16 protein-coding genes are annotated in these 18,735 nt (G+C 49.2%); 7 read left to right on the plus strand and 9 right to left on the minus strand.

All coding sequences use genetic code 11. The annotated features are described in order from the left end of the window. Window positions 1–18: 18 nt before the first annotated feature. The 3 genes from ABF86_RS05860 to ABF86_RS05870 are packed head-to-tail and all read right to left on the minus strand — an operon-like array spanning window position 19 to window position 2,551. The gene (locus tag ABF86_RS05860) at window positions 19–855 is read right to left on the minus strand and encodes an SDR family oxidoreductase (protein WP_011634596.1); all 837 of its coding nucleotides are present in this window, start codon (window positions 853–855) and stop codon (window positions 19–21) included. After that, complete coding sequence (locus ABF86_RS05865) at window positions 852–1,838, minus strand: Gfo/Idh/MocA family oxidoreductase (RefSeq protein WP_074684781.1); 987 nt, start codon at window positions 1,836–1,838, stop codon at window positions 852–854. Before ABF86_RS05865 ends, ABF86_RS05860 begins: the two co-directional genes overlap by 4 nt. Further along, complete coding sequence (locus ABF86_RS05870; RefSeq protein ID WP_074684780.1) at window positions 1,835–2,551, minus strand: acylneuraminate cytidylyltransferase family protein; 717 nt, start codon at window positions 2,549–2,551, stop codon at window positions 1,835–1,837. Before ABF86_RS05870 ends, ABF86_RS05865 begins: the two co-directional genes overlap by 4 nt. Before the next feature lie 317 nt (window positions 2,552–2,868). Here ABF86_RS05870 and ABF86_RS05875 point away from each other — a divergent pair, with 317 nt between their 5' ends. Together ABF86_RS05875 and ABF86_RS05880 are read left to right on the plus strand one after the other, a co-directional pair. Next, complete coding sequence (locus tag ABF86_RS05875) at window positions 2,869–5,118, plus strand: N-acetylneuraminate synthase family protein (protein ID WP_011634599.1); 2,250 nt, start codon at window positions 2,869–2,871, stop codon at window positions 5,116–5,118. A 141-nt stretch (window positions 5,119–5,259) separates the two neighbouring features. Further along, the gene (locus ABF86_RS05880; protein ID WP_011634600.1) at window positions 5,260–6,663 is read left to right on the plus strand and encodes a surface carbohydrate biosynthesis protein; all 1,404 of its coding nucleotides are present in this window, start codon (window positions 5,260–5,262) and stop codon (window positions 6,661–6,663) included. A 56-nt stretch (window positions 6,664–6,719) separates the two neighbouring features. Here the strand turns inward: ABF86_RS05880 and ABF86_RS05885 are convergent, their stop codons facing one another. From ABF86_RS05885 to glyA, 3 genes are all read right to left on the minus strand, one after another. Beyond that, window positions 6,720–6,869, minus strand: a complete 150-nt coding sequence (locus ABF86_RS05885) for a YbdD/YjiX family protein (RefSeq protein WP_107818316.1) — start codon at window positions 6,867–6,869, stop codon at window positions 6,720–6,722. Window positions 6,870–6,891: 22 nt separating this feature from the next. After that, on the minus strand, window positions 6,892–7,374 hold the full coding sequence (gene nrdR / locus ABF86_RS05890; protein ID WP_074684778.1) for a transcriptional regulator NrdR: 483 nt from the start codon (window positions 7,372–7,374) through the stop codon (window positions 6,892–6,894). A gap of 76 nt (window positions 7,375–7,450) precedes the next feature. Then, window positions 7,451–8,701 carry a serine hydroxymethyltransferase gene (glyA, locus tag ABF86_RS05895; RefSeq protein ID WP_074455302.1) on the minus strand — a complete coding sequence of 417 codons (1,251 nt, stop codon included), beginning with the start codon at window positions 8,699–8,701 and terminating at the stop codon, window positions 7,451–7,453. 193 nt (window positions 8,702–8,894) lie between these two features. On the opposite strand from glyA, the gene ABF86_RS05900 reads away from it, so the two are divergent. Further along, window positions 8,895–9,635, plus strand: coding sequence for a CADD family putative folate metabolism protein (locus ABF86_RS05900; protein WP_074684777.1), 741 nt, complete (start codon window positions 8,895–8,897; stop codon window positions 9,633–9,635). A gap of 101 nt (window positions 9,636–9,736) precedes the next feature. On the opposite strand, the gene ABF86_RS05905 is transcribed toward ABF86_RS05900, so the two are convergent. Next, window positions 9,737–10,672 carry a LysR family transcriptional regulator gene (locus ABF86_RS05905; protein WP_011634604.1) on the minus strand — a complete coding sequence of 312 codons (936 nt, stop codon included), beginning with the start codon at window positions 10,670–10,672 and terminating at the stop codon, window positions 9,737–9,739. Between the two features lie 99 nt (window positions 10,673–10,771). Here ABF86_RS05905 and metE point away from each other — a divergent pair, with 99 nt between their 5' ends. Beyond that, on the plus strand, window positions 10,772–13,048 hold the full coding sequence (gene metE, locus ABF86_RS05910) for a 5-methyltetrahydropteroyltriglutamate--homocysteine S-methyltransferase (protein WP_074684776.1): 2,277 nt from the start codon (window positions 10,772–10,774) through the stop codon (window positions 13,046–13,048). Window positions 13,049–13,221: 173 nt separating this feature from the next. Here metE and murA read toward each other — a convergent pair whose 3' ends face one another. After that, window positions 13,222–14,475 carry a UDP-N-acetylglucosamine 1-carboxyvinyltransferase gene (gene murA, locus ABF86_RS05915; RefSeq protein ID WP_074684775.1) on the minus strand — a complete coding sequence of 418 codons (1,254 nt, stop codon included), beginning with the start codon at window positions 14,473–14,475 and terminating at the stop codon, window positions 13,222–13,224. Between the two features lie 87 nt (window positions 14,476–14,562). Between murA and ABF86_RS05920 the strand changes: the two genes are divergently transcribed. After that, the gene (locus ABF86_RS05920) at window positions 14,563–14,952 is read left to right on the plus strand and encodes a RidA family protein (protein ID WP_011634607.1); all 390 of its coding nucleotides are present in this window, start codon (window positions 14,563–14,565) and stop codon (window positions 14,950–14,952) included. Between the two features lie 30 nt (window positions 14,953–14,982). Continuing rightward, window positions 14,983–17,040: an ATP-dependent DNA helicase RecG gene (recG, locus tag ABF86_RS05925; RefSeq protein WP_074684774.1), complete on the plus strand. Its 2,058-nt coding sequence runs from the start codon at window positions 14,983–14,985 to the stop codon at window positions 17,038–17,040. Here recG and rapZ read toward each other — a convergent pair. Further along, entirely contained in the window at window positions 17,025–17,891 is an 867-nt protein-coding gene (gene rapZ / locus ABF86_RS05930) for an RNase adapter RapZ (protein WP_011634609.1), read from the minus strand. The two genes, recG and rapZ, sit on opposite strands and share 16 nt — an antisense overlap. 84 nt (window positions 17,892–17,975) lie before the next feature. On the opposite strand from rapZ, the gene greB reads away from it, so the two are divergent. Further along, window positions 17,976–18,524, plus strand: coding sequence for a transcription elongation factor GreB (greB, locus tag ABF86_RS05935; protein ID WP_011634610.1), 549 nt, complete (start codon window positions 17,976–17,978; stop codon window positions 18,522–18,524). Window positions 18,525–18,735 lie beyond the last annotated feature (211 nt).

Raw genomic sequence — 18,735 nt, forward strand, 5'->3', positions numbered from 1 at the left:
GGATATACAGAGAAATACCTACAATGCTGTCCACCCTCCATCAATGACCAGATTTGCACCCGTCATATAACTGGATGCATCCGAAAGCAAAAAAATAATTGCTCCTCGATACTCATCTTTTTCTGACATACGTCCCAGAATGGTTCGCGACGAATAGCTACCGATAAACTCGGGGTCATGTTTGTTCCAAACACCACTGGGCGTAAGCAGATTGATACGAATCGACGTATACATGTAATAGGCGGCAAGAAATTTTGTGAGTCCCAGCAATCCTGCCTTACACACCGAATAGACTGCCGGTTTATACGTCTGTATCTCCTGCCCTGCCTTTTTGTAGATACGCTGATCCGGCCCAACGAGACCGTAATTGGATCCAAGAAAAACGATGGATCCCTTGCCGGATTTCTCCATGATGCGGCATGTAGCCTGAGCCAGCTGAAACGCACCGGTCAAATTAACATCCAGTGACGTCTGCCAAAGTGCCAAAGGAAATTCAGTAAACTTTGAAAAACGGGAAGTATCAGAATCTTTCTCAAATTTTGGGTCGATTGCAGCGCTGTGGATCACTGCATCGAGCCGGCCAAACCAGTTTTCACATGACTGCGCGATGGACTGGCATGAATCCGTACAAGTGACATCCAGAGTCCGCACCAGGATTCGTGTATCCGGGTATGAAGCAGTTATTTCATTTTCCAATGATTTCAGCTTGTCACCATCCAGATCACCCAGTACCAGGTCCGCACCAGCTGAAGCTGCTGCAAGCGCGAATTCCGTGCCAAGAAGCCCGGTTGCACCGCTGATAAGTACCGCGCGGCCGGTCAAATCGAAAGGGGTACCTTTGTAAGGTTGATTCATAATCTGACCTGCCGTCCGGTCTGAAGAGATTTTCTGGCTGCAAGCGCTATATTCAGCACATCCATACCCTCCTGTAAAGTGACTCGCGGAATCGATCCGCTGGGAATACCTTCGATAAATTCTTGCATCATTGACAGAAAAAGCTCATTCCGGTCCCAGGAAGGCACCAGAGCCACTGCTTCCACAACCTGCCCATTCTGCTTCAGCGTAGTGAGACGCGAAGGATAATCCCAGTCAACGATCCCTTTTTCAGCCACGATATTCATATGCCGGACCGGTGGTTTACGCCAGTAATCCATGCGAAGCTGAACACAGATCCCCTGTTCCGTTTCAAACGAGATGAGTGCGGTATCTTCTGCCGTCACTTCCAAAGAGGTTCGATGTCCGCCAATAGCAAAGACATGTTTTGGCTTACCGAAAAGCCAGTATAAATAATCCAGTTCATGGATCAGTGTAAGTATGACGCCTCCACCCTGATCAGCCCGTGCGGCATAACTCTGCCGATAATCCTCCCAAGGATGCCAGTCAGGCAGATATTCCCCTAGATCGACCTGTACGGAATAGATTTTTCCCAATCTGCCTTCCCGCATCCACGCCTCAATCTTCCGTAATCCGGGATGCATCCTGAGCTGGCAGCCGACCAGTACGCGAGATCCGCGTGGATCAACATAACGTGTCAATCCGGACAGATACCGTTTTTCGTGCGCGACAGGCTTTTCCACATAGACATGACACCCTACCTTGAGCGCTTCGATAAGCGTTTTCAGGTGTAATGAAGTCGGATTGGCCACCACGACCAGATCAAAGTTTTGTTTGAGTGCCTGATCGAGGCTCTGAAACAATTGTACATCTTCCGGAATGATCTGTGCGGGAGGTGGCAGATTGCGAGTACGCACTGCGCCCAATTCCCGAACCCCGAGTGCATGCAGATTATTGAGATGCCTGACTCCGATGGAGCCCAGTCCGACTACCAGAGCCTTCAACGGATGATCCCCCGTTTCTCCATTAGAAATTCAGCGAGCTGGAACGAGAATTCATCATCGATATCGATCGAATCCCCGCTTTCGATCTTCAATGGCAGTATGTGGGCACCTGTGAGTGATTGCTTCTCCAGAATCGTCCGGGTACGTATCAGATCCAGATAACCGACCTGCCAGTAAACCTCGGGTAAGCGCTGCCTTGGTTCGTTAAAAGGCTCCGGGACACCAGGAATACTCAGCAGAGCCTGCATAAAACCATCATTACCGATGGTCCACATCTTGTAAGGATTCTGCGCCGGTTCGGTCACTCCACGGACGGAATCAGCATCTGGATGTTTTTTCAGCAGTCCGACCGCTTCCTCTATTTTTTCAACCCTGCGCGCAGGAGAAGTGGGCCGAAACTGGAAAATGGCATCAGGAAGAGGCACATGGTGCTGCTCCAGCCAGCTCAAAAAATGCAGGAATACCGGCAGATCCCGCGTATCATCCTGTGCCAGATCAACCGGTCTCAAAAAAGGAACCTCCGCTCCGGCATTTCTTGCAATTTCTGCAATCTTCTCCGAATCGGTGCTGACAAAAGTTCTCTGAATAGAAGGTGATCTGAGCGAAACTTCAATTGAATGGGCAATCAGCGGCTTGCCACATAAAAACCGGATATTTTTATGCGGAACAGCTTTTGACCCGCCTCGCGCGGGGATGAGGGAATAAATTAACATTGGCTGAAATTTATCAAATCAGGTATCAAATAAACAAATAAATGGGTGAAGTCAAATTCTGATGATTCACAAGTTGGTATTTTACAAACCGGCTACCAGCCTTCCAACTGATAAATGTAAAAATGACTGGTAATTCTACTGTTGAAGTACGCCTGCTGCACATGAACCATAAAATGGTTACAATTCAAGATCTACATTCAAAAGAAAATCACCACATAAGCCTCAAGTAGTATTGACATACTCCATCGGTATAATTCTTTATATCCCCTGTCATACAGACCCGGCAATCATAATCTTCACCGAACAGGATTTGCAGCATGCGTATTGAAAAAAGGATCAAGGACTATCTGGTTTTTTCCGGGGATAGTATTCTCGATGCCCTGAAACACATCAATGATAACCAGTCCCGGATCGTTTTCGTTGTGCAGGATAACGGCGTATTAATCGGGGCAGTCAGCGACGGTGACGTGCGACGCTGGATGACCCAGGCGACCGAATTTGATCTGAATCTGCCGATCGATCATGTGATGAATCGTAATTTCATCGCCCGGCCCGTTGCCGAATCCCAGAATCAGATTGCAGACTATTTTGATCACAAACGCGACATCATCCCGCTGATCGACGAACAAGGGCGTTTTGTCGCCCTGGCACGAAAATCAGCTACAGGGCTCCAGATCGGGGATTTCCTGATTGCCGACCAAAACCCCACATTTATCATCGCCGAAGTCGGTAACAATCATAATGGGGATATCGGCCTTGCGAAAGAACTGGTAAACCTAGCGGTGGAAGCCGGGGCCGATTGTGTCAAATTCCAGATGCGTGATCTTTCCTCATTGTATTCGAATCAGGGCAGGAATGCAGAGGTGGGTTATGACCTGGGATCACAATACACGCTGGATCTGCTCAATAAATTCCAGTTGAGCCATGATGCACTTTGTCAGATATTCGATTATTGCAGGCAGCAGGATATTCTGCCCTTGTGCACGCCTTGGGATATGGTGAGTGTCCGTGTATTGGAAGAATACGGACTGGAAGCCTTCAAAGTGGCTTCAGCCGATTTTACCAACTATGAAATGCTGGAAGCGCTGGCTAAAACAGGTAAACCGCTGATCTGCTCCACGGGCATGAGTTCAGAAGCAGAGATCAAGGGCTCGGTGAGTCTGCTGCGCCGGTTGGGTGCCCCCTTTGCCTTGCTGCACTGCAATTCGACCTATCCTGCCCCCTTCAAGGATGTAAACCTCAACTACCTGCCGCATTTAAAGCAGCTGGCAGGTACGGTGGTCGGCTATTCGGGCCATGAACGCGGGTTTGCGGTGCCTCTGGCTGCCGTTGCCCTTGGAGCGCGCATCGTGGAAAAACATTTTACTGTCAACCGTGGTATGGAAGGCAATGACCATAAAGTCAGTTTATTACCAGCAGAATTTACGGAAATGGTGCAACAGATTCGCAATATTGAAGAGGCCATGGGACAAGGTGGTGAACGGGCACTGACCCAGGGGGAAATGATCAATCGTGAAAATCTGGCTAAAAGCCTGGTAATCAATTGCGATCTTTCGCAAGGACAACTCATCAAACGCAGCATGATCGTGGTGAAAAGCCCCGGGCAGGGTCTGCAACCCAATCGCATTGATGAGCTGGCAGGCAAAGTGGCACAGCACGATTTTAAGGCCGGGGATTTCTTCTTTGAAACAGATATCACGCCACAATCAGCTAAAAAACAACACTATACCTTTTCACGTCCCTACGGAATCCCAGCACGTTATCACGATTACCAGGCACTGACCGAAGGAATGAAAATCGATTTCATTGAGTTTCATCTGAGTTACCACGATCTGGATGTGAAGCTCTCTGACTATTTCTCTGATCCATTGCCAATCGGTTATGCCGTGCACAGTCCGGAATTGTTCGCTGGTGATCATATTCTCGATCTGGCAAACGACGATGAAGATTACCGGGCACATTCCATTACCGAACTGAAACGTACAACAGCGGTAGCGAGCGAGTTGCGTCAGTATTTTCCGTCGACACCCAGACCGGTACTGGTACTCAATGCCGGAGGCTGGTCACCGCAGAATTTCCTGCCAGTTGAAGCACGCACGAAACTTTACGACAGGGTGGCCAAAGCGCTGGGCGAAATCGACCTGAATTCCATTCGACTGGCCATTCAGACCATGCCCCCTTTTCCCTGGCACTTTGGGGGGCAGAGTCACCATAATCTCTTTGTCGATCCGGATGAGATCGCGGTATTTTGCGAGAAAACTGGCCATCATATCTGCCTCGACGTTTCACACTCCATGATGGCCTGCAACTATTATCAGTGGGATTTCAGCGCATTCCTCAAGAAAGTTCTGCCTCATACTATCCATCTGCACATAGTCGATGCCAAGGGAATAGATGGTGAAGGAGTGCAGATCGGCCATGGTGATGTGGATTTCGCCTTGCTGCACGATCAGTTGAACCAACATGCTCCCGGAATACAGTTCATACCTGAAATCTGGCAGGGCCATAAAAATAAAGGAGAAGGGTTCTGGTCAGCATTGGCGTTTCTGGAAAAAACCGGTTTCTAGGTAGATTCAGAACCGATTCAAAGCTGGTAATAATCATTCCTCTCGGCTTCCGAATATTTGATATATGATCAATTCCCCCAGGTAAATTACCTGCTGATTCCATAAGCCCCTACTGCCAACCTATTCCGATCTGACCGAACCATGGCTTCCCTTTCTGCTTCAACTCTTATCATTCCTGTCGAAAACCAGGTGCGTGAACTGGATGCAAAACTCCTGCTGGCATGCGTAGCAGCTGAGCGCGGGTTTCCGGTGATCATCGGCTCGCGGGCCTTTATTCATTTTGAAATCGCGTCACTACCGCGCGGCATCTATCTAGCAAAAAGCATGCGCAGTCTGAGTAATTCCATGTTCAGGATAATTCGCATGCTCGGACATGAAATCGTTGCCTGGGAAGAAGAAGCACTGGTCCACCCGCCGGCCGACACTTATTACACGCTACGGTTATCTCCCACTACGATCAGAAATGTTTCGCATGTTTTTGCCTGGGGCCAGGAAAATATCGATCTGCTTCAACAATATCCACAATTTCCGGAGAATCTGCCTATTCACCTGACTGGAAATCCGCGCGGAGATATCCTGCGGCCCGAGATACGCGCCTATTTCGCAGCAGAGGTAGAGCGTCTACGTAATTTGTATGGTGATTTCATTCTCATCAACACCAATTTCACTGATGTCAATCCTTTCATTCCCGGTATCGGCCTGTTCGTTCCGACAAAGGGTGGAGATAAAAAATCCCGGCGCGGACAGGCCGGGATCGGCATGAGTGAAGAATTCGCCGAAGGCCTGTGGCATCACAAGAAAGCCATACTGGAAGATTTCAAGCAACTCATCCCGGCACTGGAACGGACATTCCCGGATGTAACGATCGTGGTACGGCCCCACCCGAGTGAAAATTTTCGGGTTTATCACGATATTGCTGCTCAATGCCAGCGTGTCAAGGTCACGAACGAAGGCAATGTCATCCCCTGGCTTCTGGCTTCGAAAACAATGGTGCACAATGGCTGTACCACTGGTCTGGAAGCCTATGCTCTGGGAGTTCCAGCCATTTCCTATCTTGCGACTTTCAATGAATATTACGACTACGATTTCCAGGGCCTGCCTACCCGGCTGAGTTACCAGTCATTCAATTTCAACGAACTCCAGGGTACCCTGTCTCGAATCTTGAACGGTGATCTGGGCACTGCTGGAGGTAAAGAACGCAAGGCGCTCATTGATTACTATTTGGCAGCACAAAGCGACCGTCTCGCATGCGAACGTATCATCGATGTACTAGAAGAAAGCGGTTACGGCCAGTCTCAACCACCGGCCAGCTCTGCTCCAACGTATCTGACAGGATGGGCACTCGCAAACCTCAAAGCCACACTGACTCAATTGAATATGCGTCGTCCCGGACCAAACCGGCTGTCTTACCACGATCACCGTTTTCCTGAAATCCAGGTTGAAAAAATCGAACAGAAAATTGCACAGTTTGGCAGTTTACTGAATCGTTTCGACACCATCAAGGTAAAACAGCATTCACGCCATTTGTTCAAAATAAACAATTGAGATCAGTAGTAGCGATAGAATCTGCCCCTGCTGCTATAACGTGCGTCCAGACATTCTCAAAAAGTTTCTCTTACGATGATCGTCTGTTCGGGATGCACGCTGCTTATGTGTTCAACATAGACGCTATACTCCGGCACGCCCATCATCAGATGCAAACTTTTGCGCAAACGGCTTCCAGAGATGTAATTCATTTGATGATTGATCATAATAATCTCTCTTGGTCATTTGTTAGCCTGGTGGCTCATCGTCCAGGCTTGATGGAGAGGCTTGAACCTCCCGGATTACCTCCTGAAAATCTCCTACATCTTCAAAACTTCTATACACAGAAGCAAAGCGGATGTAGGCTACCTTATCCAGCTTGTACAGCTCTTGCATGACCCATTCACCAATTGTGCGCGATGAAATTTCTTGTGCCCCGCCTCCCAATAGTTTCTGCAGAATATGTTCTATTGCGGCATCTACCTGCCCAACCGGAACCGGGCGCTTGTGTAACGCCCGGGCAAAACTGGTGTAGAGCTTTTCCCGGTTGAACTCAACGCGATTACCGCCCTGCTTGATAATCTGTGGAAAACGCACCTCAACTGTTTCATACGTTGTGAAGCGCTTTCCGCAGGCCGTACATTGTCGCCTGCGTCTGATCCTGGAACCTTCTTCGCTGACACGTGAATCGACTACGCTGGTATCTTCAGCACCGCAGAACGGGCATCGCATTGCTCTGTACCTCCAAAATTACAGGTAACTGGAACCGGATAGCCGACACAGAAACCTGGTGCACAAGACAAAATAATCAATTTCCATACACCGGAAATTTTGCACACAAAGCTTGTGCTTCTCTGGCAACCTGATCCAGCACCGCCTCATTAGTCGGAGCTTCCAACACATCTGCCACCAGATTTGCAAGCTGCTCGGATTCAAGTTCCTTAAATCCGCGTGTGGTAATCGCCGGCGTACCAATTCGGACACCGCTGGTTACAAACGGTTTTTGCGGATCATTCGGAATTGCATTTTTATTGACGGTGATGTGCGCGGTTTCCAATGCAGTCTCCGCCTCCCTTCCGGTCAGATTTTTGGCGCGTAAATCCACCAGAAACATATGGCAATCAGTATGGCCGGATACAATCCGCAAGCCGCGCTGTTGTAATACTCTTGCCATGACACGCGCGTTCTCGATTACCTGCTTTTGATAATCCTTGAATGCCGGGCTGGCTGCCTCCTTGAAAGCCACAGCCTTGGCCGCGATCACATGCATCAGTGGGCCACCCTGTGTCTGCGGGAAAACTGCTGAGTTGAGTGCTTTTTCATGCTCAGGCTTAGCCATGATCACGCCACCACGCGGGCCACGTAGTGTTTTGTGCGTGGTACTGGTAACAAAATCGGCGATTCCCACTGGATTGGGATAATAACCGGCAGCAATCAGCCCTGCATAATGAGCCATGTCCACAAACAGATAGGCACCTACGTTGTCGGCAATTTTGCGGAAAGCTTGCCAGTCAATTACTCGTGCATAGGAAGATGCGCCAGCAACGATCATGCGAGGTTTATGCTCATGCGCAAGCTGCTCCAGCTCTGTGTAATCAATCTCTTCAGTTTCAGGATCCAGACCGTAAGCAATTGAATTGAATATCTTGCCACTCATATTGACTGGTGCGCCGTGCGTCAAATGGCCACCATGCGCCAGTGACATCCCCAGAAGCGTATCGCCCGGCTTCAGCGCGGACAAATAAACCGCAGCATTTGCCTGGGAACCGGAATGCGGCTGCACGTTAACGTATTCGGCATTAAACAGCGCCCGCAGGCGATCAATGGCAAGCTGTTCGACGATATCTACATGCTTGCATCCTCCGTAATACCGCTTGCCCGGATATCCTTCGGCATACTTGTTGGTCAGCACAGTGCCCTGTGCCTGCAAAACAGCCGGGCTGGCATAATTTTCCGAGGCAATCAGCTCGATATGATCTTCCTGCCGCTGTACCTCCCCCTGGATCGCTCGCCATAAATCCGGATCAACCTGCTCAATCGTCATACTCTTTGAAAACATAGTATTTACTCTCTGATTTTTATTGGAAAATGATTATTCTATCATCGCGTCGCGGCGCAAACTTCGTAATTCTATTACTATGCCACGCGTACAAAAACGACAGAATTCTCTGGCATAAAATTGACTTCATTTACTGAATTGGCGATGATTAGCGGCGCATCACATTTCATTCCACTCTGAACAGGAGCTTTTCATGGCTATAAACATATTCAAACAACAAGTTGATTCCATTATTCAAAGCAAGCATCTGTTGCAACATCCGTTCTACATCGCCTGGACCGAAGGCAAGCTGACCCGCGAGCAGCTGCGCCACTACGCTGAGCAATATTTTTATAATGTATTGGCTGAACCCACCTACCTCAGCGCAGTTCACTTCAACACCCCACATTTTCACAACGAAGAAAACTGTGGTGATATCAGCGTGCGTCAAGAGGTCCTCAAAAACCTGATCGATGAAGAACACGGAGAAAAAAATCACCCTGCCCTGTGGAAAGCATTTGCCTTTGCATTAGGCGCGAATGATGTCAGCCTGGCAAAAGCCGATGCATTGCCGGAAACAGAAAATCTGGTTTCAACCTTTCGTGACATCTGCATAAACGAATCTTTTTATGCAGGATTGGCCGCATTACATGCATTTGAATCCCAGGTACCTGATATTGCCGCTGTCAAGATCGACGGCCTGGCCAAATTCTATGGCATGAAAAATCCGGAGGATTATGAGTTCTTCTCGGTACACCAGACAGCTGATATTTTCCATTCACAAGCAGAATGGGCAATCATTGAAAGATTTGCTGATACTCCGGAAAAACAGGCCGAAGTACTGGCCGCCACACGCCGCGCTTGTGATGCTCTGTGGAAATTCCTGGATGGTATTCACGAAAATTACTGTGCCAATCTCATCTGCGAGGAAAAAGCAGTAGTTACGTTGCATTAATCCCATATTGGCCTGATTACAACAGTTTACGCCGGGCAATCATCCTCAGTTTAAGGGGGATTGCCCGATTTCTTGAGTCCCTTATTTTTCCCGCTTTGCTCTCAGTTTTTCCTCGTTCCTTTTTTGCTCAATGGCTTAATTCCATCCAGTCTGGCAAAACAAACCTGGTCAATCGTTTCCAGAAAATCCCGTAAATAACGCAGCGAAGCATCTTGCTCCCGCACTGAAAGATACAAATCACTCCACAGTCCACTCGTACCGATACGCCGGGCAATCACATACTCGTAATCCAGATAATTTTTGATTCCCCATCCCGGCAGTGCAGCAATCCCCCGCCGGCTTGCCACCAGCTGCAAAATGGCCACGGTTAATTCGGTTGTTCGGCGCTGCCAGCTGACACCCGCAGGCATCAGCACTTGCCGGATCAAATCTATCCGCTCTTCCGGAACCGGATAAGTAATCAGTACGTCCTGCGCAAAATCAGCAGCTTCAAGTACTCGTTTGCTCCCGAGTACATGCCCCGGGGCCAGCACAGCCAGGATTTCAAAACGGAATAATGGAAAATGAATGATCCCCTGCTGTGGCTTGTTCTCTGAACCGATCACCACGTCAGCAACCTGCTGCCGAAGCAACGACACCGGATCACTATGAAAACCAGAAACCAGATCAAGCTCCACTTCCGGCCAGTGTTGACGGAAATCATCCATGATCGGCATCAGCCAGTCGAAACAGGTATGACACTCCAGCACAATCCGCAAACTCCCTGCCGCCTGCTGCGATATTTTTGCCAGATCCCGCTCTGCTGACTGAACCTCGCCAAGTATCTTCCCCGCCAGTTGCACCAGACGCTTACCTGCATCGGTCAACTGTACTGCATGGCCACTGCGCTGAATAATCGGCAACTGGTAGTGCTCTTGCAGCGCCTTGATCTGGTGCGATACCGCAGATTGAGTCAAATGCACACGCTGCGCTGCCAGTGAAATACTGCCAGTCTCATCCAAGGCATTCAATGTGCGAAGATGTCGTAATTCAAGCATATATGAAAATTATTCATAGTTATCTGTAAAACAATTCATTTGATTCATTATAGAGTATTCCACACAATGATGGTTTTCCGATCATGCAGAGAAAATATAATGAAAATACTGACACATAATCTCGGCTTCCCGAGAATCGGTGCACAACGTGAATTAAAAAAAGCACTTGAAGCTCACTGGAAAGGACAAAGTGAGGCTGCGCAATTATTGGCTACTGCGCGCGAAATTCGCGCCAGCAACTGGCTATCACAGCAAAAATCTGGCATTGATTTGATCCCGGTGGGAGATTTCTCACTGTATGATCACATACTCGACATGACCGCATTACTGGGAGCAATTCCCCATCGCTTCGAGCACACCGGCGATCAGGTTCCGCTTGATCTGTACTTTGCCATGGCACGTGGCACTGTTAATCAACCAGCTATGGAAATGACCAAGTGGTTCAATACCAATTATCACTACATCGTTCCTGAATTCGATCACAACACCCGATTTCATCTGGCATCCGACTGGCTGTTCCAGGAAATTAAAGAAGCCAAAGTGCTGGGGATAAATACAAAAGTTGTTTTGATCGGCCCGCTGACCTACCTGTATCTTGGTAAAGAAATTACGCCGGATTTTCAGCGATTGGATCTGCTTCCCAGCCTGCTGCCGGTTTATCGCGAAATTCTGCAGCAAATTGTTGCACTGGGTGTGGAATGGGTGCAGATTGACGAACCTATCCTCGCTCTTGATCTCGAGCAGCCCTGGCTAGATGGTTTTACAGAGGCCTATCGTGCACTAAATGATACGGGCAGTCGCTTGCTGCTCACCTCTTACTTTGGGGCGGTTGATCACCACCTCGCATTACTTGAGAACTTGCCGGTAGATGGCCTGCATATTGACCTCAGCAGTGCTCCGGAACAACTCGAATCATTCCTCACCAGAAATTTCTCCAGCAAAATCCTGTCACTGGGTTGTATCGACGGACGCAATATCTGGCGCACTGATCTATCACAAAAACTGGAAAACTTAGCACAAACTGTATCTCGATTTAAGGGCAATCTGTGGATTGCCCCGAGTTGTTCCTTGCTACATTGCCCGGTGGATTTATCATTAGAAACTAAACTGGATCCAGAAATTAGAAACTGGCTAGCCTTTTCTACTCAGAAACTGGAAGAAATCGCCACACTCGGGCTCGGACTGAATCAGGGTAAGGAATCAATCCAAGAGATACTGACTGCTTCCAATCAAGCCAACCAATCAAGAAAGACATCTTGTCGCATCCATAACCCGGTGGTTCATCACAGAATCAACCATCTGACTGAACGAGACAGCCAGCGCACGCATCCTTTTGCAATTCGTAAACAACAGCAACAGCAGCGCTTCAATCTGCCTCTGTTGCCCACCACCACCATTGGTTCTTTCCCGCAAACTTCCGCCATTCGCCAGGTACGCGCCGCATTCAAAAAAAATGAACTAAGTCATCTTGAATACCTGTCTGCCATGCGTCAAGAAATTTGCGAGACTATCCGCAAACAGGAAGAAATCGGACTGGATGTGCTGGTTCATGGCGAACCCGAACGTAATGATATGGTGGAATATTTCGGCGAACAGCTGTGGGGATATGCTTTCACTGAAAACGGCTGGGTGCAAAGCTACGGCTCCCGTTGCGTCAAACCACCCATTTTATATGGTGATGTCTATCGCCCTGAGGCCATGACAGTCGATTGGATCAGCTATGCCCAAAGCCAGACCAGCAGACCAGTTAAAGGCATGTTGACCGGGCCAGTCACTATGCTGTTCTGGTCATTCGTGCGAGATGATCAGCCACGGGCAGATACCGCTTTACAACTGGCACTGGCAATTCGTGATGAAGTCACTGATCTGGAAAAAGCCGGTATCGGCATGATTCAGATTGATGAGCCGGCCTTTCGCGAAGGACTCCCGCTCAGAAGACAGGACTGGCAGCATTACCTTGACTGGGCAGTCAAGGCGTTTCGCGTTGCCAGCTCGGGGGTAAAGGATGAAACTCAGATCCACACCCACATGTGTTATTCCGAATTTCATGACATCCTGCCCGCCATCGCCGAACTAGATGCAGATGTCATCACAATTGAGACTTCACGTTCGCGTATGGAATTGCTGGATGCATTCGTAAAATTTTCCTACCCGAATGAAATCGGCCCTGGAGTATATGACATTCACTCTCCCCGTATCCCTGATACATCGGAAATGCTGGAGCTGCTGAAAAAGGCATCACACCATATTGATCCAAAGCTACTCTGGGTCAACCCGGATTGCGGCCTGAAAACGCGCAACTGGCCGGAAACCCGGACAGCTCTGCAAAAAATGGTGGATTGTGCAAAATCCCTGCGCAGCGCCCTGCAAACCTGATCTATTGTCTATCCCTCCGCGCAGTTGCCGGGCATAATCCAGGCTGTCACCCCCCTCTTCTGACAGCTTTGTCCGTGTAACTGCCACCTCACCCACGGTAGAACTGATTGGATGAAGTTGCGAGCAATGTCCAATACAGGGATCAGTTTGCATGGCAATCTTTCTGTGATGCTCTAATTTATGCGTTTGATGTGTGCACCCACTTGCGCCAGTTTTTGTTCGATTTGTTCATAGCCACGATCCAGATGATAGATCCGGTCAACGATGGTTTCGCCTTGCGCAATCAATCCGGCGATGATGAGGCAGGCAGAGGCGCGCAGATCGGTTGCCATCACACTGGCACCATCAAGTTGGGGAATACCATGCACGATCGCAGTATTACCCTCAACCTGAATATCTGCGTTCAGGCGTGTGAGCTCCTGTACATGCATGAAGCGATTTTCAAAAATTGTTTCTGTCATGATGGAGGTGCCGCCGGCAATGCTGTTTAACGCCATGAATTGTGCTTGCATGTCGGTAGGAAAGGCCGGATAGGGCGCAGTGCGCAGACTGACCGGTTGCGGCCGCTGCTGCATGCACAATCGGATCCAATCCCCGCCTATATCAATGTCTGCTCCAGCTTCTGCCAGCTTGCCCAGTACAACGTCAAGTGTATCTGCGCGTGTTCCGATCAGGGTGACGTCACCACCACAGGCAGCGACTGCGGTCAAGAATGTCCCGGTTTCAATGCGATCAGGCATGACGACGTGTGAACCACCATGCAAACGATCTACCCCTTCGATAATGATAATGTCACTGCCTGCTCCTTCTATTTTTGCTCCCATACCGATGAGACAATTTGCCAGATCAATCACTTCAGGTTCACGGGCGGCATTTTCCAGAATGGTCGTGCCGGAAGCAAGTGTGGCGGCCATCATCAGGTTTTCAGTTCCGGTAACGGTGACAACGTCCATGGCGATACGTGCACCTGAAAGGCGGCCCACCTGAGCAAGGATATAACCTTGCTCAATATTGATTTCCGCCCCCATGGCTTGCAGTCCCTTGATATGCTGATCGACCGGCCGCATGCCGATTGCGCAACCACCCGGCAAGGAAATATGTGCCTGTCCGGTTCGCGCCAGTAATGGACCCAATACGAGGACGGCGGCACGCATGGTTTTCACCATGTCGTAGGAAGCGGTTGGATTGGTAATATTGGCCGCAGACAGTTCTGTAGTGCCTGGTTCATTTGTTAGAATGCGCACACCAATCTGTTCAAGCAATGCCAGCATAGTAGTGACATCCCTGAGATGCGGGATATTCTGTATGACAAATGGTTCAGCAGTCAGTAGCGATGCGCATAATACGGGCAAAGCTGCGTTTTTGGCACCGGAAATACTGATTTCACCATGGAGCTTCGACCCCCCGTGAATGACAAGTTTCTGCATGAATCTACTCTTAACAAGAATTAAAATATTGTTGCACCCACATGGGCGTAATCCTTTGCATTTTATCGTACTAACTGAGGAGTCAGAATGAGCAAATTTGTTGTCCAGACCAATGATGCCCCACAAGCAATCGGCACCTATTCCCAGGCTGTCTGCATAACAGGTGGGGAAACTGTCTATCTTTCCGGTCAGATCGGGCTTGATCCAGCCAGCATGGAAATGGTACACGGCATTGATGCACAGATTGAACAAGTTATTACTAATCTCAAGGCGGTCATTGTTGCCAGTGGCGGCAGCCTGAGTGATGTTGTCAAACTGAATGTTTATCTGACTGATCTGGGCAATTTTTCCAGAGTTAATGAAGTCATGGGCAAGCATTTCAACCAACCTTATCCCGCACGCGCCGCTATCGGCGTGGCAGCATTGCCGCGCGGGGCACTGGTGGAAATGGATGCCGTGGCGGTACTGGATAAGTAACCCTACGTACTACTCACATCATTTTCTCCATTGGCTGCCCAATCTTTCAGCTCACTGGATAAGGCATTACGCAAAAAACTTGAAAAACTTGGCCTATTCAGTGATTTCGATCTGATTCTGCACTTGCCGCTGCGCTATGAGGATGAGACACAGTTGTCATCCATCAGTGAAGCGGCTCCCGGAAATACAATACAAATAGAAGGGGTGATTACCGAACAGGAGGTGCTGATTAGTCCGCGACGGCAGCTCGTTTGCAGGGTAAGTGACGATAGCGGTGTGCTTTATCTGCGTTTCCTAAATTTTTATGCTAGCCAGATAACCGCCTGGTCACCAGGTACCCGGCTGCGTGTACTGGGTGAAGTGCGCACCGGTTTTCATGGAATGGAGATGGTGCACCCGAAATGCCGGGTGGTGCGTGACAACATGGCACTGGCAACTGCCTTGACACCGGTTTATCCGGTAACAGCCGGATTGCCACAACGCACACTTATACGGCTGATCACACAAGCTTTTGAGCGGTTGCGAAGAAAGCAGTTTCTGCGTGAAATTTTGCCGGAAACGATCCTGTCTGCCTGTCCACTCCCTGCGTTTGAGGAAAGCTTATCTTTGCTGCATTGCCCGCCATCTGATATTTCCATGGAATCATTACAGCAACGTTCCCATCCAGCCTGGCAGCGGATCAAGTTTGACGAATTACTGGCGCAGCAAATTTCTCTACGTTGTCATTATCACCAGCGGCGCAATCAGCAGGCGCCTACTCTGTCGCAACAGGTTAATTTGCAGCAGGCATTGCTGGGAGTACTGCCATTCAGCCTGACTGAGGCGCAACATAAAGTAGTGGCTGAAATCAGCACAGATCTTGCGCAGCCTTACCCTATGCAGCGGTTGTTACAAGGTGATGTAGGCAGCGGCAAAACTGTGGTGGCGGCACTGGCTGCATTGCAGGCGATTGGAAATGGCTATCAGGTTGCTGTCATGGCACCGACAGAGATTCTGGCTGAGCAGCATTTCAGGAAGTTGTCCGGCTGGCTGGTGCCGCTCGGAATAGAAGTAGGCTGGTTATCCGGCAGTCAGAAAAAAAGCCTGCGCAGCCAAGAGCTGGCAAAAACGGCAAGTGGTGCAACCATGCTGATTATTGGAACCCATGCACTGTTTCAGGAGGCAGTTCAATTCAAACAGCTTGGGTTGGTCATTATTGACGAACAGCATCGATTCGGGGTGGGGCAACGGCTTGCCTTGCGCATGAAAAGGGAAGATGAAGGCTCACTACCGCACCAGTTGATGATGAGCGCCACCCCAATTCCCCGTACACTTTCAATGAGCTACTTCGCCGATTTGGATGTTTCTGTTATCAATCAATTACCTCCCGGCAGATTGCCAGTTGCGACCAGGTTGATTGACAACAATCGGCGCGAGGAAATTATTGCACGCATCCGTGAAGCCTGTCTGGCTGGCCGCCAGGCTTACTGGGTTTGCCCATTGATCGAGGAATCCGAGGTATTACAGTTAAAAACAGCAGTGGAAACCTATGAAACATTGAGCCAGATTTTCCCTGAACTAAGCATAGCCCTCATTCATGGCCGGCTGGGTAGCGACGAAAAATCTGCGATTATGGCGAAATTCAGCCAGGGAGCAGTACAGTTACTGGTTGCCACCACCGTGATTGAAGTGGGTGTGGATGTGCCCAACGCCTCACTAATGGTGATTGAACATGCTGAACGCATGGGATTGTCTCAATTGCATCAGTTGCGCGGGCGGATCGGTCGTGGATCAGCTACTGGTATTTGTATCCTGATGTATCAGCGGCCATTATCCGTAGTGGCGCGTAAACGATTGCAGATTATTTTCGAGCATAACGATGGATTTGAAATTGCGCGGCAGGATCTGCTGTTGCGCGGGCCAGGTGAATTTCTCGGTACCCGTCAGAGTGGCGTACCCCTGCTACGATTTGCTGATCTGGAAGAAGATATCGATTTGCTGGAAATGGCGCGCAATGTTGCGGAAGAGATACTACGTGATTATCCAAATGAGGCACAGCATCACGTGCAGCGTTGGCTGGGAAATAGAGAAGATTATCTACGCGCGTAGTACTGGTTATATTCTGCCAGGCCGCGATGACGTACCAGGACGCGTGCAGCATCACGGAAGTGTAACGCGAGCTTTTCTGCAAAATAAACTGAACGGTGCTGCCCCCCGGTACAGCCAATAGCGACTGTGAGGTAGGCCCGATTATCCTGCATGTAGACAGGCAGCCAGGTATCTAGGAAACTGCCAATATCCCCGAGCATTTTTGCAGCATTGGGCTGGGCTTCCATAAACCGGATGACTTCCAGATCATGGCCAGTCAACTCTTTAAGATGCGGATCGTAAAAGGGGTTGGGCAGGCAGCGTATATCAAACACCAGATCGGCATCTAGCGGAATACCATGTTTATAGCCAAATGACTGGAACATTAGCGTTAGCTGGGATGGATCGCGGCTATCCGAGATGAAATCCCTGATAAAAGCCCGCAGCGCATTAGGTCTTAACGAGCTGGTATCAATATGGTGGCCAAGATCGGATACGGTCGCCAACACCTCACGCTCGTGCTGGATGGCTTCCTCTAATGTGATATTTTTGTCACTCAAAGGATGTCTGCGGCGTGTTTCAGAGAAGCGCTGTATCAGCGTATCTGTACGTGTATCCAGAAAAATAAATTCCGTCCGAATGCTTTTATCGATCATTTTGAACTGCCAGGGTAGAACAGTAATACTATCGCCGCTGCGCATATCAATTGCCACGGCAACATGTGAATGATGCTGCGTTTGCAGGTGATTGATGAGGATAACGAGTAGCGATGCAGGAAGGTTATCAACGCAGTAATAGCCTGAATCTTCCAAGGCCTTAAGTGCAATTGACTTTCCCGAACCGGACAATCCACTGATAATGATGACTTGCATGGCCTTGAGTATAACAGGCAGATTAATTTGAAAGTGTCTGCAAAAGCAGTATTTGTTTATACAAAATGATGGGGAAATTGAATAGTGAATAAGGCTTTTACTAAAGAGAGTGACCATGAGGAAGAGCTGGATGACACCCCGCAACTACCACAGGGTGTAAAGAATTATATTACCCCGGGAGGCTATCAGCGATTGAAGGATGAATTTGATCAGTTATGGAAAGTGGAGCGCCCGGAGCTGGTCAAGATTGTATCCTGGGCAGCATCAAACGGTGATCGCTCAGAAAATGGTGATTATATTTATGGCAAGCGGCGCTTGCGTGAAATTGATCGCCGTTTGCGGTTTTTATCCAGGCGCATGGACCATGCCGAAATCATCGACCCGGCACAACGCGGCGAGTGCGATCAGGTATTTTTTGGTGCGACAGTAACGGTATACGACGCACAAGGCAAAGAGCAGACATACAGTATTGTCGGTATGGATGAAGCGGAGCCCAGCTGTGGCCGTATCAGCTGGATTTCACCGCTGGCCAGAGCACTACTGAAAGCACGAGAGGGGGATGTGGTGTCTTTGCAAACACCAGGTGGCCTGGAAGAACTGGAAGTAATTAAAATCCGTTATACGATATTGTGATACAGACTCTCTGATCAGCTATCCCCCATTATTCATACACCGGCTTCCTTACGATCCGTCTGTACTACGCCCGGCATAATACCTGGAGCTTCAACACCGTACCACTGACACCCCATACCGCTTCATTGTTCGTTTCTATTTCCTGCCGAGATTCGTCAGGCAAACGCAAGTTGAAGCAGTCTATATTTACCTCATGTGGAAATCGACTGTC

Origin of the sequence: Nitrosomonas sp. GH22 (assembly GCF_009833115.1) — a bacterium.
Classification (GTDB): domain Bacteria; phylum Pseudomonadota; class Gammaproteobacteria; order Burkholderiales; family Nitrosomonadaceae; genus Nitrosomonas; species Nitrosomonas eutropha.

Bases quoted from the DNA above. Each gene is read 5' to 3' on its own strand.
- ABF86_RS05920 (WP_011634607.1), top strand. From the start codon at position 14,563: ATGAGCAAATTTGTTGTCCAGACCAATGATGCCCCACAAGCAATCGGC.
- ABF86_RS05900 (WP_074684777.1), top strand. From the start codon at position 8,895: ATGGCTATAAACATATTCAAACAACAAGTTGATTCCATTATTCAAAGC.
- ABF86_RS05905 (WP_011634604.1), bottom strand. From the start codon at position 10,672: ATGCTTGAATTACGACATCTTCGCACATTGAATGCCTTGGATGAGACT.
- ABF86_RS05870 (WP_074684780.1), bottom strand. From the start codon at position 2,551: ATGTTAATTTATTCCCTCATCCCCGCGCGAGGCGGGTCAAAAGCTGTT.
- nrdR (WP_074684778.1), bottom strand. From the start codon at position 7,374: ATGCGATGCCCGTTCTGCGGTGCTGAAGATACCAGCGTAGTCGATTCA.
- ABF86_RS05875 (WP_011634599.1), top strand. From the start codon at position 2,869: ATGCGTATTGAAAAAAGGATCAAGGACTATCTGGTTTTTTCCGGGGAT.
- metE (WP_074684776.1), top strand. From the start codon at position 10,772: ATGAAAATACTGACACATAATCTCGGCTTCCCGAGAATCGGTGCACAA.
- ABF86_RS05860 (WP_011634596.1), bottom strand. From the start codon at position 855: ATGAATCAACCTTACAAAGGTACCCCTTTCGATTTGACCGGCCGCGCG.
- murA (WP_074684775.1), bottom strand. From the start codon at position 14,475: ATGCAGAAACTTGTCATTCACGGGGGGTCGAAGCTCCATGGTGAAATC.
- ABF86_RS05885 (WP_107818316.1), bottom strand. From the start codon at position 6,869: ATGATCAATCATCAAATGAATTACATCTCTGGAAGCCGTTTGCGCAAA.
- ABF86_RS05880 (WP_011634600.1), top strand. From the start codon at position 5,260: ATGGCTTCCCTTTCTGCTTCAACTCTTATCATTCCTGTCGAAAACCAG.
- rapZ (WP_011634609.1), bottom strand. From the start codon at position 17,891: ATGCAAGTCATCATTATCAGTGGATTGTCCGGTTCGGGAAAGTCAATT.
- glyA (WP_074455302.1), bottom strand. From the start codon at position 8,701: ATGTTTTCAAAGAGTATGACGATTGAGCAGGTTGATCCGGATTTATGG.